This window comes from Catenulispora rubra, from assembly GCF_015356825.1.
GTDB classification, from domain to species: domain Bacteria; phylum Actinomycetota; class Actinomycetes; order Streptomycetales; family Catenulisporaceae; genus Catenulispora; species Catenulispora rubra.
On record NZ_JAACYW010000031.1, the window covers coordinates 1 to 15,710 of the forward strand.

A 15,710-nucleotide genomic window follows, 5' to 3' on the forward strand; every position below is an offset into this window, starting at 1 on the left:
GGCGGGGGTGGCGGCGATCCAGCGGCGGCGGGGGTCGCGGTGGGCGTCGGGGCTGGCGGCGAGGGCCGCGGTGATCGCTGCGAAGTTGATGGCGATGCCGCCGAAGGGGGCGCCGAGGGTGGTGGCCGCGCCGGTGCCCATCAGGACTTCGCGGATGGGTGGTTCGTAGCCGTAGCCGCGCATCACGGCTATGCCGGCGAGGTTCTGGGAGGCCATCGTCACCAGGTACAGCGGCAGCGCGAGGCTTATCAGGGTTCCGATATCGAAGCGCGGGGTGGTGGCCGTCAGGGTCGGGAGCAGGCCGCCGGTCAGGTGGCCGCGGGTGGACGGGTCGAGGGCCAAGCCGATGAAAGCGGTGGCCAGGCTCGCGGGAACGGCCCAGCGCTTGGCGAAGCGGCCGAGGACGACCCAGACCGCGAGCGCGGGGAGGGCTAGCCGCGGCAGGCGAACCGCCGCCTGCGCCGACTCCAAGCAGATCGGGGCGATCACGCCGGCGAGCATCGCGGCCGAGATCGGCGCGGGAATCGTCGCGATCCAGCGGGTCAGGGTGCGGGAGAAGCCGGTGATGAGAGTCAACAGTCCCGCGACGGCGAACGCGCCGAGCGCTTCGCGATAGCCGGTCGAGCCGCCGTGACCGGAATGTGCACGGCCCACGCCGACGCTCACCAAGAGCGCGGCGCCTGGCGTGGACCACGCGATACTGATCGGCATCCGGTGGCGGACGCTGAAGATGATGCCCGCGATACCCATTGAGACGCTGAGCACCAGCAAGCCAGAGGCCGCCTGGCGCTCCGTGGCGCCGATCGCGCGCAACCCGGCGATGACCACGGCGAAGGAACTCGTGAAGCCGACAAGCGCGGTGACGATACCCGCGCCGAACGTCGGACCGAGCTCAGCGGGTCCATTGCTAGAGGCATCGCCGTCGGCAACAGCATCACCGACCTGCTCAACAACCACGACGGACCTCCCTTGTTCCATATACGGAACAAGCTACCAGCTGGCCGATCAGTGTAAGTTGCGAACGTGGGAGACGGTACGACAGCGGACTTCGCGACCCAGATCGGCGCACGCGTCCGACGCCTGCGCCGCGAGCGAGGCGTGAGCCTGTCAGGCCTGGCCCGCGACGCCGGCGTCGGCAAAGCCACCCTGTCCGGCCTGGAAGACGGCTCGCGCGGCAACCCCACCGTCGAGACTCTGTATGCGATCGCCGGCCGCCTCGGCGTCCCGATCGGCGCATTGCTCCCCGATCCCCCGCGGGAAGGCGACAAGACGCTGGAGACGATTCACGGAACGGCAGTCTCGGCAACCCTGCTGGAGACCTTTTCCGACGCAGATGCAAACACGGACACCGAACTCTTCCGTCTCCACATCCGCCCCGGCCCCGAGCAGCTGTCCCCCGCGCATCCGCCGGGAACCGTCGAATACCTCACCGTCTTCACCGGAACAGCCCGCGTAGGCCGACCGGACGCACCGCTGACCATCCCAGCCGGCGGCCACGCGTCATGGATCGCGGACGTACCCCACACCTACCGTGCGATCGGCGACGAAGACGTCTTTGCCAGCCTGCTGATTCGCACGCCCAAACCGCCCAAACCGCCCAAGAACTAAGCGTCCTCGCCCCGCAACATCGCCGCAGCGCGCTCCGGCCGAATGTCGTTCATGAACGCCCCCGCGCCGGACTCCGTCCCAGCCAAGTACTTCAGCTTCCCGGGTGCACGCCGCAACGCCGCGAGCTGCCACCGCAGGTGCGACTCAGCGCGACCAGCGCTGACAGGAGCCTGATACCACGACCCTATGTACGGCATCGGCCCGTCGAACAGCGCGTCGAGCCGCTGCACACAGTCCTTGCCGATGGCCGCCAACTCGTCGCGCTCAACAGAAGTCAGCGCCGGGATGTCCGGCACATGCCGGTTCGGGACTATGTCCACCTGGAACGGCCACCGCCCCGCGTAGGGCACATACGCGGTGAAGTACTCCCCTGCGGTGATGATCCGCACGCCGTCGGCCTTCTCCTCCGCCAGGGAGTCGCACGCCACGCAACCGCCGGTGCTCTCGTGATACGCGGTAGCCACGTCCAGCATCTTCTGCATCCGCGGCGGTATGAAGGTGAACGCATAGATCTGCCCGTGCGGATGGTGCAGCGTGACGCCGACCTCGACGCCACGGTTCTCAAAGCAGTACACGTACTCAACGCCCGCCCGAGCGGCCATCTCCGTCGTCCGGTCGGCCCACACGTCGACGATGTGCCGGATCCGCGACACCGGCAGCGCCCCGAACGACGCCGAGTGCTCGGCGCTGAACACCACCACCTCGCACCGCCCCGTGTCGCCGGCGAGCGACGGGAACCGGTTCTCGAACACCGCCACGTCGTAGTCGGCGGCCGGGATCTCGCTGAGGTGCCCGGGACGCGAGGGGTCCAGCGGGCACTGGTCGGCGGCCGGCAGGAAGGTGCGGTCCTGGCGGTGTCCGGCGACCGCCGTGATCTCCCCGGTGAGCGGGTCGCGGCGCAGCTCGCTGGTGGTCGACACGGTCGGCAGATCGCGCTCGTCGGCGGCGGAGCGGTCCTGGCCGGGGGTCTCGTCGTAGTAGATCAGCTCCCTGCCGTCCGAGAGCTTGGTGACGGTCCTGGTCAGATCGAGGTCCATGGTCGAGGTCTCCGTCAGGCGATTCGGTGCGCGCCGGCCGAGGCGACGGCGGGGAAGAACTGCGGTTCGGTGTATCCGTGTTCTGCGAAGGCGGCCAGGACGGCGTCCTGCACGTCCGGCAGGAGGTCGCGGTCGACCAGCGCGATGGCGCTGCCGCCGAAGCCGCCGCCGGTCATCCGCGCGCCGTGCGCGCCGGCCGCGACGGCGGTGGCCACGGCGAGGTCGAGTTCGGGGGCGCTGACTTCGTAGTCGTCGCGCAGGGAGGCGTGCGACTGCATCATCCGGTGCCCGAGGCGCGGCAGCGAGACAGGCTCCTGATGCAGGATCTCGACGAACTGCTCGACCCGGGCGTCCTCGGTGACCACGTGCCGCACCCGGCGCGCGAACGTCTCGCCGAGCCCGACGGAGACCTTCGCGAACGACTCGGGGAGATCGGCCAGCGAGATGTCACGCAAGGCCCTGACACCCAGGAACTCCGCCGAACGCTCACAAGCCGAGCGGCGGTCGGCGTAGCCGTTCTCGCCGTGCGCGTGCGACACACGCGTGTCGATGACGAGCAGCAGCGCGTTCTCCGCGGCCAGATCGAAAGGCTGCGGCTTGACCTCGCCGCTGCGGGTGTCGATGAACAGCACCGAGCCGTCCTGGCCGAACGCTGAGGACATCTGGTCCAGCGGACCGCAGGGCACGCCGGCGTAGATGTTCTCCGCGCGCTGCGTGTGCCGAGCGAGTTCGGCCGTGGTGAGTTCGAACTCTGAGACGCCGGCGAGCGCCAGCGCCGTCGCGCACTCCAGGGCGGCGGAGGAGGACAGGCCGGAGCCGACCGGCACCGTGCTCGTCAGGTACACGTCCGCGCCGCGGACCGGGAAGCCGGCCTGCTGCAGGATCCAGGCGACGCCGACCGGGTAGCCGGCCCAGCCGGTGACGGCCGGTTCGGTCAGCGGCGTCATGTCGGGGTCCGCCGCGTCGCGGGTGTCGGCGGCAGAGCCGGGGCCGACGAGCGCGTCGAGGGAGAGCTCGACCGTCTCGCCGAGCTGGGCGGCGTGGACCCGCAGGATCCGGTCCGCGCGCGGGGCGGCGGCCGCGTAGCAGGCGCGGTCGATGGCCATCGGCAGCACGAAGCCGTCGTTGTAGTCGGTGTGCTCGCCGATGACGTTCACCCGGCCCGGCGCGGCCCACACGCCGGTGGGCTCGCCGCCGAACTGCTCGACAAACCCACGCCGTGCGTCGTCCACGACCGATGCGACCGATCCCATGTCGAGGCTCACCGCCACCCTCATCCCGACTGTTGTGATCCGTTTGATTCTGTTCGGATCTGGTGAGGTCAGAGTAGCGGTGAGATCATCGCCCCGACAAGCACGCCATCCAAGACGCGGACAGGACGTCAGACGGCGCGTCGGACAGCGCCCCGGACGACGCCTCAGACGACCGTCAGCGGAAGCAGCTTCACCCCCGTCGGCCCCACCTGGATCTCGGTCCCCATCTGCGGGCACACGCCGCAGTCGTAGCAGGGCGTCCAGCGGCAGTCCTCGACCTCGGCGCCGCCACCCTCGGCGGCCTCCAGCGCGTCCTGCCAGTCCTCCCACAGCCAGTCCCGGTCCAGGCCGGAGTCGATGTGGTCCCAGGGCAGGACCTCGTTGTACTCGCGCTCGCGCGTCGTGTACCAGGCCAAGTCGACCGGGGTTTCAGCGAGCGCCGCCTCGGTGGCCTCGGCCCAGCGCTGGTAGGAGAAGTGCTCGCTCCAGCCGTCGAAGCGGCCGCCGCGCTCCCAGACCTCGCGGATCACCTTGCCGACCCGCCGGTCGCCGCGCGAGAGCAGGCCCTCGATGACGCCGGGCTTGCCGTCGTGGTAGCGGAAGCCGATGGCCTTGCCGTAGTTCTTGTCGGCGCGGATGGCGTCGCGCAGCTTCACCAGGCGGGCGTCGGTGCCCTCGGCGTCGAGCTGCGCGGCCCACTGGAAGGGGGTGTGCGGCTTGGGCACGAACCCGCCGATGGACACCGTGCAGCGGATGTCGCGGGTGCCGGAGGCCTCGCGGCCGGCCTTGATGACCTTGCGGGCCAGGTCGGCGATCTGCAGGACGTCTTCGTCGGTCTCGGTGGGCAGCCCGCACATGAAGTAGAGCTTCACCTGCCGCCAGCCGGCGCCGTACGCGGCGGTGACCGTGCGGATCAGGTCCTCCTCGGTCACCATCTTGTTGATGACCTTGCGCATGCGCTCGCTGCCGCCCTCGGGGGCGAAGGTCAGACCGCTGCGGCGGCCGTTGCGCGAGAGCTCGTTGGCCAGGTCGATGTTGAAGGCGTCGACCCGGGTGGAGGGCAGCGACAGCGAGGTGTTGGTGCCCTCGTAGCGGTCGGCCAGGCCCTTGGCCACGTCGGCGATCTCGGTGTGGTCGGCGCTGGACAGCGAGAGCAGGCCGACCTCCTCGTAGCCGGTGGCCGCCAGGCCCGCCTCGACCATCTCACCGATGCCGGTGATGGAGCGCTCGCGGACCGGCCGGGTGATCATCCCGGCCTGGCAGAAGCGGCAGCCGCGGGTGCAGCCGCGGAAGATCTCCACCGACATGCGCTCGTGCACGGTCTCGGCCAGCGGGACCAGCGGCTGCTTCGGGTAGGGCCACTCGTCCAGGTCCATGACGGTGTGCTTGGCCACGCGGAACGGCACACCCGGCCGGTTCGGCGCGACCCGGCGGATGCGGCCGTCCGGCAGGTAGTCGACGTCGTAGAACCGCGGCACGTAGACGTTGCCGGTCTTGGCCAGGCGGAACAGCAGTTCCTCGCGCCCGCCCGGGCGGCCCTCGTTCTTCCAGGCGCGGATGAGGTCGGTGATCGCCAGCACCGCGCCCTCGCCGTCGCCGACCACCGCGGCGTCCAGGAAGTCGGCGATCGGCTCCGGGTTGAACGCGGCGTGCCCGCCGGCCAGCACGATCGGGTGCTCCTCGGTCCGGTCCCGGGCCTCCAGTGGGATCCCGGCCAGGTCGAGCGCGTTGAGCATGTTCGTGTAGCCGAGCTCGGTGGAGAAGGACAGGCCGAACACGTCGAAGTCCTTCACCGGCCGGTGCGCGTCCACGGTGAACTGCGGGATGCCGTGCTCGCGCATCGCCTGCTCCATGTCGGGCCAGACCGAGTAGGTCCGCTCGGCCAGCACGCCCTCGCGCTCGTTGAGCACTTCGTAAAGGATCATGACGCCCTGGTTGGGGAGCCCGACCTCATAGGCATCGGGATACATCAGGGCCCAGCGGACGTCGCAGGCGTCCCAGTCCTTGACGGTCGAGTTCAGCTCGCCGCCGATGTACTGGATCGGCTTCTGCACCGTCGGCAGGACCGCTTCGAGCTGCGGGAACACGGATTCGACTGGCATCGGATTACTCGTCCTTGGGCTTCCTGGAAGATTTCGGCGGGCTGACAGCACCGCAGATCCAGCGTAACGCGTGCCCGGAGGGCGATCCCCCGAGACCTTTCAGACCAACACAGCTCTTCCAGACCAACACAGATCTTTCAGCCAGCACAGTCACTCGACCGTGATCGCCGGCCGCGTGGACCGCAACCGCACGTTCTCCACCAGCCCGACGGCGATGAAGCTGGCGAACATCGACGAACCGCCGTAGGAGACGAACGGCAGCGGGATGCCCGCGACCGGCATGATCCCCAAGGTCATCCCGATGTTCTCGAAGGTCTCGAAGGCGAACCAGCTCACCACGCCGGCGCAGACCAGCATGCCGAACAGGTCGTCGCACTGCCGGGCGATGGCGATGCCGCGCAGCAGCAGCACCCCGAACAGCGCGATGAGGACCACGCCGCCGACGAAGCCCAGCTCCTCGCCGGCGACGGTGAAGACGAAGTCCGTCTGCTGCTCAGGGACGTAGCGGCCGTTGGTCTGTGTCCCATTGAACAGTCCCTTGCCCAGGACACCGCCCGAGCCGATGGCCAGCCGCGCCTGCGCCGTGTTGTAACCGACGCCCTGCGGGTCCAGGTGCGGATCGGCGAACGCCGCGAACCGGTTGACCTGGTGCTGGGCCAGCAGATGCAGCTGGGTCGCGGCGACGGCGGCGACCGCCGCACCGGCGCCGAGGGCGACCAGCCAGCGGCCGCTGGTGCCGGCGAAGACCAGCAGGCCGGCGGTGGCGACCAGGATCACCATGGCCGAGCCCAGGTCCGGCAACAGCATGATGATGCCGGTCGGCAGGCCGGCGACCAGGCCCGCGGCGGCGATACGGCGCGGGGTGACGGCGTCGTCCCGCTCCGACATGCCGGAGAGCACGCCCTTGGTCGGCTTCAACGTCAGCACCACCGCCAGGCCCAGGACCACCGCGACCTTGGTGTACTCGGCGGGCTGGATGGAGAAGCCGCCGCCGAGCTCGATCCAGGACTTCGCACCGTTGACGGTCGAGCCCAGGGGGCTGAGCACCGCGACCAGTCCGAGCAGCGCCAGCACGTAGAACACCGGCGTGACCGCGCGCATCCACGCGTAGGACAGCAGCGATGTCAGGGCCATGAGAACCAGGCCGATCGCCAGGTTCATCAGGTGCCGCTTCAGGAAGAACTGCGGGTCGCCGCCGGTCAGGCTGGTGCGTCCGCGGGTCGCCGACCACACCAGGATCGCGCCGTAGACCGACAGCGCCAGCGCCGCGGCCAGCAGCGTCCAGTCGAAGCGGCGCAGCCGGCTGGCGCGGCGCCGGCTCTCGGCCACCGGCATCGCCGCCGGGCCCTTGTAGATCGCGGGGTTCAGGGTCACGGCGCTCTCACTGCTTCGTGGTGGGGGATGCCGACGGCGGCGGAGGCGTGGGCAGGGAGGTGGCCGGCGGGAGGGCCGGCAGCAGACCGTCGGGGCGCACCACCGGCAGCGCCGTCGGCAGCGTGCCGTTCGGGTCGGGGTGGCCCATGTCCACGCCGAACAGCGCGGCCAGGATCGCCGCCACCGACGGCCCGGACGTCCCGACACCGGTGCCACCCTGGGAGACCATCATCGCCACGACGTAGCGCGGCCCGGTCTCGGTGCCGGCGAAGGCGACGAAGCAGGACGTGGTCTGCTTTCCGTAGACTTCCGCGGTTCCCGTCTTGGCGTAGGTCGGGATGACGTTCTCCGGCCAGGCCGCGAACGCCGGGGCCGCGGTGCCCTCGATCGAGGTGCCGTGCAGCGCGTCCTCCAGGAAGGACAGCGTCGAGCCGGACACCGGCATCCTCCGGGTCACGATCGGGGTCAGGTCCTTGACGACCTTGCCGTCCGGGGCGACGAGCGCACGGCCGATCTGCGGCTGGTACAGGGTGCCGCCGTTGGCCACGGCCGCGTACACCCGCGCCAGCTGCAACGGCGTCACCAGGTCGCCGCCCTGGCCGATGGCCGAGATCACGGCATCGCCGGGCTGGTACTTGAAACCGTCGGTGCAGTTCTCCTTGGCGATGGACTGCAGATACGCCGCCCGAGCCGGATCCGAGCTCAGCAGCTCGGGATAGCCGCCCTTGGCCCGCTTGCACCAGATGCCGTGCATGTTGTTCCAGGTGACCTGCTTCTCGGCCCGGGTCTGGATGTCGCCCTTGGCCTCGCCCGGCAGGTCGATGCCGGTCTTGGCGCCGAGCCCGTAGGCGTGCGCCATGGTGGCGATCGGTTCCAGCGGATGCGCGACCGGCTTCAGACCGCCGTCCCGCAGCCACATCTGGTAGGCGACGCCGTAGAAGACCGTGTCGCAGGACACTTCGATGGCGCGCTTGAGCGAGATCGGCCCGAAGGCCTCACCCTCGAAGTTGGTGAAGTGCTGGCCACCGATGGAGAAGGACGGCGAACAGTCGTAGCTGCCGGTCCCGAACCCGTCCTGGAGCATCGCGGTGGTGGTCACGGCCTTGAACGTGGAGCCCGGCGCGAACTGGCCCTGGTAGGCCCGGGACAGCAGCGGGGTGCCGGCCGAGGCCTCGGTCAGCGCGGCGTAGTCGGACTGCGAGATGCCGCCGGTGAAGACGTTGGGGTCGTAGGTCGGGGTGCTGGCCATCGCCACCACGCGGCCGGTGCGCGCGTCCAGCACCACGGTGGCCGCCGAGTCGGCGACGTAGGGCCTGCCGTTGGTCGGCGAGGTCTGCGAACGAGCCCGGTCCACCGCGTTGTTCAGCTCGCGCTCGGCGACGGCCTGGATCCGGGCGTCGATCGAGGTCACCAGGTGGTCGCCGTTGACCGGCGGGACGGTCGCCAGGGTGGACTGCGCGTGCCCGACGATGTCGACGGAGACCTGTGTCTCGCCTTCCTGGCCGCGCAGGTAGGAGTCGTACGTCTCCTCCAGCCCGGCCCGGCCGACCAGGTCCGAGCGCTGCATCACCTCGCCCTTGGCGGTCGCGGCGGCGAGCTCGCCCTCGGTGACCGGCGACATGTAGCCCAGGATGTGCGCGGCGTTCAGGCTGTAGGGCGCCGGGAAGCGGCGGACGGTGTCCGGGCCCGCGGTGACGCCCGGGTAGAGCTCGTGCTCCTCGGAGACCGTCAGCGCCTGCTGGACCGAGACGTTGCGGGCGATCGGGACCGGCTGCAGCAGCGAGCCGTTCCAGCAGGGCTTGGAGACCTTCGCTGTGCAGGGCCGGATCTGGTCGGAGATGGCCTGCGGGGTGGTGCCCAACACCGAGGCCAGCCGGGCCAGCGTGGAGACGCCGTGATCCTTGGCGGCCATCAGGGTGTTGCGGTCGACGGACAGCGTCAGCGCCGACTTGTTGTCGACCAGCGGACGGCCCAGGTCGTCGAGGATGTCGCCGCGCACCGCCGGGGTGATCACGGTGCGGACGTCGTTCGCGGCGGCGGCGTCGCGGAAGGTCTGGCCGGTGCGGACCTGCAGGTACCACAGCCGGCCGACCAGCGTCCCGAGCAGCGCGAGGACCAGCACGCGCAGCACCATCAGCCGCGCGCGCCGCCGGTCGGCCAGCCGGCTGCCGTCGGAAGTCATCTACAGCACCTGCGTACTGCCGGCCGAGGCGCGGCGATTCAGAGTCTTGACGCCCGGCAGGCGGCTGTGCGACCGCTGGGTGGGCAGGCCGCGGGTCTCGCCGCGGCCGAGCACGAAGCCGACCACCGGGATGACGAACGGCGCGAGCACGCCGGTGTACAGCGCGGACGCCGCGGCGGCGGCCGGGACGCCGTGGAACTGCGCGGTGCCGACCGCGAAGGCCAGCCCCGCGTACAGGAACGGGCTGAGCGCGGCCAGGCACGCGACCACCAGGATCGGCCGCAGGACCGTGCCCTCCACCGCCCCGGCGGCGCGGCCGGCGAGGTAGCCGCACAGACAGAGCACGAACGCCTGGCTGCCGATCGCGTGCGCGGCCGGCGGCGAGACGTCGGCGGCCAGGCCGAGCAGGAAGCCGGCGACCAGTCCGGTGCGCGGGCCGCGGGCGAAGCCGATCGCGGCGACCACCGCCAGCAGCAGGTCGGGCGCGGCCAGCGGCAGGCGCGCCCCGGCCAGCAGCGCGTCCTGCAGCGCCAGGACCAGGGGCAGGCCACAGATTGTGAATAGGGTACAGATGAGGGCGAGGAAGCCGGTGAGTCTCAAGGGTCACACTCTTTCGAGGTCGGGCCTGGTGGCGGCCGGAGGGCAGCCGCGGAGCAGCCGCAGGGCAGCCGGGTGGCAGCGGTCAGTGCGCCACCAGCGCGTCGCGGGGGTCGGTGCGCGGCGGCTCCACCACGACGCCGACGGTCTGCAGGCCGTCGTAGGCCACGTACGGCTTCACGATCGCGGTCCGGGTCATCGCCCCCGGCGTGGGCTGCACGGAGGTCACGGTGCCCAGCGGCACGCCGGGCACGAAGGGCGTGCCGCCGGCCGAGCCAAAGGTCAGGACCGGTGTGCCCAGCGGGATGTCGGCCTGCGGGTCGAAGAACTGCACGCTGAACGCCCCGGCCCCGCCGCCGGTGGCCAGGCCGGCCTGCCCGCCTCCGGCGCCGCCGGTGCCCGGGGTCCGCACGCCCACGGTGAAGCGCGGGTCGTCGGCCAGCAGCACGGTCGCGGTGTCGTGGCCGACCGCCACGGTGCGGCCGACCAGGCCGTCGCCGTCGAGCACGGTCATGCCCGGCTTGACGCCGTCCAGGGTCCCGGCGTCGATGGTCGCCGACCAGGTGCCCTGCTGCTGCGGGGCGAGGGACAGGACCCGGGCCGGGATGGTGCGGTAGCCGCCGGCCGAGGCGACGTGCAGCAGCTTGTCGAGCTCGGCGGCCCGCGCGCGGACGTCGGCGGCGGTCTCGCTCTGCGCGCGCAGGGCCGCGTTCTGTGTCTTGAGCTGCGCGATCTCCTTCTGGTCCCGCCTGCTGTGGCCGAGTCCGTGCACGAAGTCGCCCACCGGCCGCTCCACCGCCGCGACCGAGCGCGTCACCGGGCCGAGCACCGCCTCGCCGCCGGAGCGCAGCGGCTGCAGCGGCGAGCGGGACCCGCCCCGGGCGTCCACGGTGATCATGGCGAAGGCCGCCGCCAGCAGTACCGCCAGCAGCAGCCTCGTCCGCTTGTCGTCACGCACGCTCGCGCACTACCTCCGCCCGGTACGGCGACGGTTGTTCAGCGTGCCCAGCACCGGTGCCAGCGCCTCGAACTCCTCCAGGCAGCGGCCGGAACCCAGGACCACGGAGTCCAGCGGGTTCTCCGCGATGTGCACCGGCATGCCGGTCTCCTCGCGGATCCGCTCGTCCAGACCGTGCAGCATGGCGCCGCCGCCGGTGAGGACGATGCCGCGGTCCATGATGTCGCCGGCGAGTTCCGGCGGGCACTTGTCCAGGGTGTCGCGCACCGCGTCGACGATCGCCGTCACCGGCTCCTCGATCGCCTTGCGCACCTCGGTGGAGGACAGCAGGATCACCTTCGGCAGCCCGGAGACCAGGTCGCGGCCGCGCACCTCGGCGCGGGTCTCCTCACCGGAGTCCCAGGCCGAGCCGACCGTCACCTTGATCTCCTCGGCGGTGCGGTCGCCGAGCAGCAGCGAGTACTCCTTCTTCGTGTACTGGATGATCGCGTTGTCCAGCTCGTCGCCGGCGACCCGCACGCTGAGCGCGGTGACGATGCCGCCGTAGGAGATGACCGCGACCTCGGTGGTGCCGCCGCCGATGTCCACGACCATGTTGCCGGTCGCCTCCTGCACCGGCAGGCCCGCGCCGATCGCCGCGGCCATCGGCTCCTCGATGAGGTGCACGCTGCGCGCGCCGGCGGCGCTGGCCGCGTCCTCGACCGCGCGCTTCTCTACCCCGGTGATACCGGAGGGGACGCAGACGATGACCCGGGGCTGCGCCAGCCACCGGCGTTTGTGCGCCTTGCGGATGAAGTAGCGCAGCATCCGCTCGGCGACTTCGAAGTCGGCGATGACCCCGTCCTTGAGCGGCCGGATCGCCACGATGTTGCCGGGCGTGCGGCCGATCATCTTCTTGGCCTCGGCGCCGACCGCGAGCACCGCGCCGGTCGTGGTGTCCACCGCGACCACCGAGGGCTCGTTCAGCACGATGCCTCGACCGCGTACGTACACCAGGGTGTTCGCGGTCCCGAGGTCCACCGCGATGTCCCGACCGATGACCGCCATCCCGGAGCCCATGCGCGATCCCCATCTTCCGTCGCTCGGATGTTGCAGAAGTCTTGCCGCTGCCTGTGTTGCCAATTGGCGTCGGCATCGGCGACAGGCGCGATGTGCTTTGCGCCCGCGACCGATCCTAACCAGCGTTATGCCCGATAGATCCCGGAGCATCCGATTCACCCCGAAGCGGTACGCCCGAACGGGTGAGAATGCTTATGTCAGGGTCCTGGACGGCCAGAGTGCGGCATTGCGCGGGGTGCGCGCCACACGGGCGATCAGGGTGCCTGGATCGTCAGCCGGGGCGGCGGACGCGTCCCCACCGACTCCAGGTTCCGGCACACCGCGAGCATCATCCCGGCCGCGGTCACCGCCGCTCCGAGCGCCAGGGCCTGCGCGCACCAGTACGCGGCGTCCTCGCGGCCCAGGGCCGAGGTCGCACTGTGGTAGCGCGCGAAGAAGGCAAGGCCGACGGCCAACGAGACGGTCGCGATGCTGAGCAGCGCGGCGTAGAGCAGGCGCTGGCCCAGGCTGCTCCGACCGAGTGACGGCTCCGGACGCACCAGGCCGATCTGCGCCACGACGGCCAGGCCGAGCAGTCCGACGGCCAGCGCGAGCAGGTCGGCGGCGACGGTGTCGGAGAGCCGGTGCCAGTCGGCCGCCACGGTCGCCACCCCGGCCAGCGCCGCGCCGGGCAGCACGAGCAGGGTCACCGGGACGTACCAGCGGCGGCTGATCACGATGAGGGTCGCGAAGAACAACCCCATCGCCGCGGCGACGTGGCCGGAGGGGAGGGTGTTCGGGGGCTGGTAGGCGGCCTGGGCGAGGGCGACGTGGGCCATGGTGGCGGCGACTGGTCCGGCCGCGTGAACCGCACCGGCTCCGTGAACCGCGCCCAGCGCGTCGGCCCCGAACACCGGCCGACTCGGCAGCGCCCCCTTCATGAACCGCGCCCCGAGCACCGCGCCGCCGGCCGTCAGCACGCCGCACAGCGCCAGCAGCAACCGCCGGCGCAGCAGCCCGACCGCCGCGATGACGACCAGCGAGACGCCGAAGCTCTCCGCCGTGAGCCGGTTCAGCCAGCGATCGGCGTCCTCGTACCAGCTCCCGCTGCGGTGCTGGCGCGCGCCGGCCAGCGCCGCGTTCTCGAAGTCCTGCCCCCACCGGGTCCGCACGGCGAGCAGGTAGACCACGAACACGCCGGCGACCGCGACCACCGCCCCGGCCACCAACCGGTTGCGCAGATCACGTCGTGAGCCGACGGTCGCCGTGTGGCGGTCCACGGCCAGAGCCTCGGGGTAGAGCATGAGAGGGGAATACCCGGACGCATGGCGCAAATGACCTTATTAGCCCGAAGTAGTGAAACGGTCAGCGCTTCGCCAGCGTGGTGGTGGCATTCGGCGCCGGGCTCGGGTAACAGCCGGCAACGCCCGGGTTGTGCGAGTCCGGCGAGTTCTGCGAGTTCTGTCTGGGAGCGTGGCGCGTTCGGCGCGTTCGGCGCGTTCGGCGCGTTCGGCGAGTTCGGCGAGTTCGGCGAGTTCGGCGAGTTCGGTGAACGCGGCTCAGGAACTCGCGGCCGGCGCCTGCGCCGCCGATGCCTCTGCCTGTGCCGGTACTTCTTCGACCGCCTGTGCTGCCTGCGCCGCCTCATAGGCCGCGTACGCCGCTGCCTTCTCCGTGTCGATCTGCCGCCCGGCCTTGAGCGCCCAGTACCAGAGCAGCGCGAAGCAGGCCCCGACGAAGAACATGTCCGTGATCACGAAACCGGCGACGACCAGCGCCCCCTGGAGCACCCAGCCGAGCGAGTACGCCCACGGCTTGCGCAGCATCCCGCACAGCAGCGCGGCCACCACCATGCCGGGTCCGCAGATCGCCCAGACCGTGCCCGGGCTCAGGTCAGAGAGCTTCATCGCCACCAGGGCGAAGAAGAGGATCACCAACACCTCGAAGCACAGCACGGAGGCTGCCATCCGCCGGACCATCATCGGTCGTCACCGCCGTACTCGTCTTCGGAATCGAACTCGGCATCGGCCGACTCGCCGTCTCGGCCGCCGCCCCGCCGCTCCCCGCTGTGTTGAATTTTAGAACCAAGCTCCAGGTCGCGGTCGTCGAAGTCCTCCTTCTCGGTGTCCTCGAACTGGACGTCCTCGAAGGTGTGCCGGTCCTCGACGCGCTCGGCGCGGTCCCGCACCAGCAGGGTACGCGCCTGCCCCGCGGTGACCACCGACCCGGTCACGATGACGCCCGCACCGGCGGAGGTGCCGGCCGGGACCGCCTCCTCGGCCAGGCCGATGGCCAGGTCGATGGCGTCGTCCAGGCGCGGCGCCTCGTGGACCCGTTCGGCGCCGAAGATCTCGGTGGCCAGTTCGGCGAGCACCGCGGCGGGCATCGCGCGCTCGGTGTTGTTCTGGGTGACCACGATCTCGTTCAGCACCGGCTCCAGGGCCTCCAGGATCCCGGCGACGTCCTTGTCCCGCATCGCGCCGACCACGCCGACCAGGTGGTCGAAGGCGAAGTCGTCGGCGAGGGCCTGCGCGGTGGCGCGGGCGCCGGCCGGGTTGTGGGTGGCGTCCAGGATGACCGTGGGGCCGCGGCGGACCACTTCCAGCCGGCCCGGCGAGGTGACCTTGGCGAACGCCTCGCGGACCACGTCCGGGTCCAGCGGGGTGCGGGCCCGGCCGGCGCCGAGGAAGGCCTCGACGGCGGCCAGCGCGGTGGCCGCGTTGTGCGCCATGTGCTCGCCGTACAGCGGCAGGTAGACGTCGGTGTACTCGCCGGCCAGGCCCTTGATCGTGATCTGCTGGCCGCCGAGCGCCTGCTGGCGCTCCACGACCCCGTACTCGATGCCCTCGCGGGCCACGGTGGCGTGCACCTCGGAGGCCCGACGCAGGATGACCTCGGCGGCCTCCAGCGGCTGCTGGGCCAGCACGACGACCGCGTCCTCCTTGATGATCCCGGCCTTCTCGGAGGCGATCTTCGCCGGGGTGTCGCCGAGGATGTGCGCGTGGTCGACGGCGATCGGGGTGATCACCGCGACCTGGCCGTCGGCGACGTTGGTGCAGTCCCAGGTGCCGCCCAGGCCCACCTCCAGCACCGCGGCGTCGACCGGGGCGTCGGCGAAGGCCGCGAAGGCCATCCCGGTGATCACCTCGAAGAAGGACAGCGGGAACTCCTGCGAGGCGTCCACGATGTCCACGTAGGGCCGGATGTCCTCGTAGACCTCGACGAAGCGCCGCAGCGGGATCGGCGCGCCGTCCAGGGTGATGCGCTCGTTCATCGACTCCAGGTGCGGCGAGGTGAACCGGCCGGTGCGCAGGTTGAGCTCGCGCAGCAGGGTCTCGATCATCCGCGCGGTGGACGTCTTGCCGTTGGTCCCCGTGATGTGGATGACCGGGTACGCCTTCTGCGGGTCGCCCAGCAGCTCGGTCAGGGCCCGCACCCGTGCCAGGGTGGGGTCCATCTTGGTCTCCGGCCAGCGCTCCAGGAGCTCGTGTTCGACTTCCTCGAACTGCTCCTGGAGGCTCTGCTCATTGAGACCCTGATGGTCGCCGTTGTTCGCCATGA

General features: G+C 71.0%; 13 protein-coding genes. 1 reads left to right on the forward strand and 12 read right to left on the reverse strand.

All coding sequences use genetic code 11. The features are described 5' to 3' along the window. Window positions 1-957, reverse strand: a 957-nt coding sequence (locus GWK61_RS11620) for a benzoate/H(+) symporter BenE family transporter (protein ID WP_323747517.1), incomplete at its 3' end; no start/stop codon positions are given. Between the two features lie 66 nt (window positions 958-1,023). On the opposite strand from GWK61_RS11620, the gene GWK61_RS11625 reads away from it, so the two are divergent. Beyond that, entirely contained in the window at window positions 1,024-1,608 is a 585-nt protein-coding gene (locus GWK61_RS11625; RefSeq protein WP_194908327.1) for a helix-turn-helix domain-containing protein, read from the forward strand. On the opposite strand, the gene galT is transcribed toward GWK61_RS11625, so the two are convergent. The 11 genes from galT to folC all read right to left on the reverse strand — a co-directional run bounded on the left by galT (window position 1,605) and on the right by folC (window position 15,708). Beyond that, entirely contained in the window at window positions 1,605-2,645 is a 1,041-nt protein-coding gene (galT, locus tag GWK61_RS11630) for a galactose-1-phosphate uridylyltransferase (RefSeq protein WP_194908329.1), read from the reverse strand. The two genes, GWK61_RS11625 and galT, sit on opposite strands and share 4 nt — an antisense overlap. A gap of 14 nt (window positions 2,646-2,659) precedes the next feature. Further along, the gene (gene galK, locus GWK61_RS11635) at window positions 2,660-3,916 is read right to left on the reverse strand and encodes a galactokinase (protein WP_438939763.1); all 1,257 of its coding nucleotides are present in this window, start codon (window positions 3,914-3,916) and stop codon (window positions 2,660-2,662) included. 146 nt (window positions 3,917-4,062) lie between these two features. Continuing rightward, window positions 4,063-6,000: a TIGR03960 family B12-binding radical SAM protein gene (locus GWK61_RS11640; protein ID WP_194908331.1), complete on the reverse strand. Its 1,938-nt coding sequence runs from the start codon at window positions 5,998-6,000 to the stop codon at window positions 4,063-4,065. A 150-nt stretch (window positions 6,001-6,150) separates the two neighbouring features. Next, the gene (gene rodA / locus GWK61_RS11645) at window positions 6,151-7,374 is read right to left on the reverse strand and encodes a rod shape-determining protein RodA (RefSeq protein WP_194908333.1); all 1,224 of its coding nucleotides are present in this window, start codon (window positions 7,372-7,374) and stop codon (window positions 6,151-6,153) included. Window positions 7,375-7,381: 7 nt separating this feature from the next. Further along, entirely contained in the window at window positions 7,382-9,556 is a 2,175-nt protein-coding gene (mrdA, locus tag GWK61_RS11650; protein WP_194908335.1) for a penicillin-binding protein 2, read from the reverse strand. After that, window positions 9,557-10,156: a rod shape-determining protein MreD gene (gene mreD, locus GWK61_RS11655; protein ID WP_194908337.1), complete on the reverse strand. Its 600-nt coding sequence runs from the start codon at window positions 10,154-10,156 to the stop codon at window positions 9,557-9,559. It lies immediately after the preceding gene. 82 nt (window positions 10,157-10,238) lie between these two features. Then, a complete protein-coding gene (gene mreC, locus GWK61_RS11660; RefSeq protein ID WP_194908339.1) occupies window positions 10,239-11,111 on the reverse strand; it encodes a rod shape-determining protein MreC in 873 nt (290 codons plus the stop codon). 9 nt (window positions 11,112-11,120) lie between these two features. Then, entirely contained in the window at window positions 11,121-12,158 is a 1,038-nt protein-coding gene (locus GWK61_RS11665) for a rod shape-determining protein (protein ID WP_194908384.1), read from the reverse strand. A 266-nt stretch (window positions 12,159-12,424) separates the two neighbouring features. After that, window positions 12,425-13,453 (reverse strand): phosphatase PAP2 family protein, encoded by a 1,029-nt coding sequence (locus tag GWK61_RS11670; protein WP_194908341.1) that lies wholly within the window; start codon window positions 13,451-13,453, stop codon window positions 12,425-12,427. Window positions 13,454-13,708: 255 nt separating this feature from the next. Further along, complete coding sequence (locus GWK61_RS11675) at window positions 13,709-14,116, reverse strand: DUF4233 domain-containing protein (protein ID WP_267254253.1); 408 nt, start codon at window positions 14,114-14,116, stop codon at window positions 13,709-13,711. 11 nt (window positions 14,117-14,127) lie between these two features. Beyond that, window positions 14,128-15,708 carry a bifunctional tetrahydrofolate synthase/dihydrofolate synthase gene (gene folC / locus GWK61_RS11680; RefSeq protein WP_228562148.1) on the reverse strand — a complete coding sequence of 527 codons (1,581 nt, stop codon included), beginning with the start codon at window positions 15,706-15,708 and terminating at the stop codon, window positions 14,128-14,130. Window positions 15,709-15,710 lie beyond the last annotated feature (2 nt).

Coding starts and splice junctions, on each gene's coding strand:
- GWK61_RS11640 (WP_194908331.1), bottom strand. CDS start 6,000: ATGCCAGTCGAATCCGTGTTCCCGCAGCTCGAAGCGGTCCTGCCGACG.
- GWK61_RS11665 (WP_194908384.1), bottom strand. CDS start 12,158: ATGGCGGTCATCGGTCGGGACATCGCGGTGGACCTCGGGACCGCGAAC.
- GWK61_RS11675 (WP_267254253.1), bottom strand. CDS start 14,116: ATGGCAGCCTCCGTGCTGTGCTTCGAGGTGTTGGTGATCCTCTTCTTC.
- folC (WP_228562148.1), bottom strand. CDS start 15,708: ATGGCGAACAACGGCGACCATCAGGGTCTCAATGAGCAGAGCCTCCAG.
- galT (WP_194908329.1), bottom strand. CDS start 2,645: ATGGACCTCGATCTGACCAGGACCGTCACCAAGCTCTCGGACGGCAGG.
- GWK61_RS11670 (WP_194908341.1), bottom strand. CDS start 13,453: ATGCTCTACCCCGAGGCTCTGGCCGTGGACCGCCACACGGCGACCGTC.
- mrdA (WP_194908335.1), bottom strand. CDS start 9,556: ATGACTTCCGACGGCAGCCGGCTGGCCGACCGGCGGCGCGCGCGGCTG.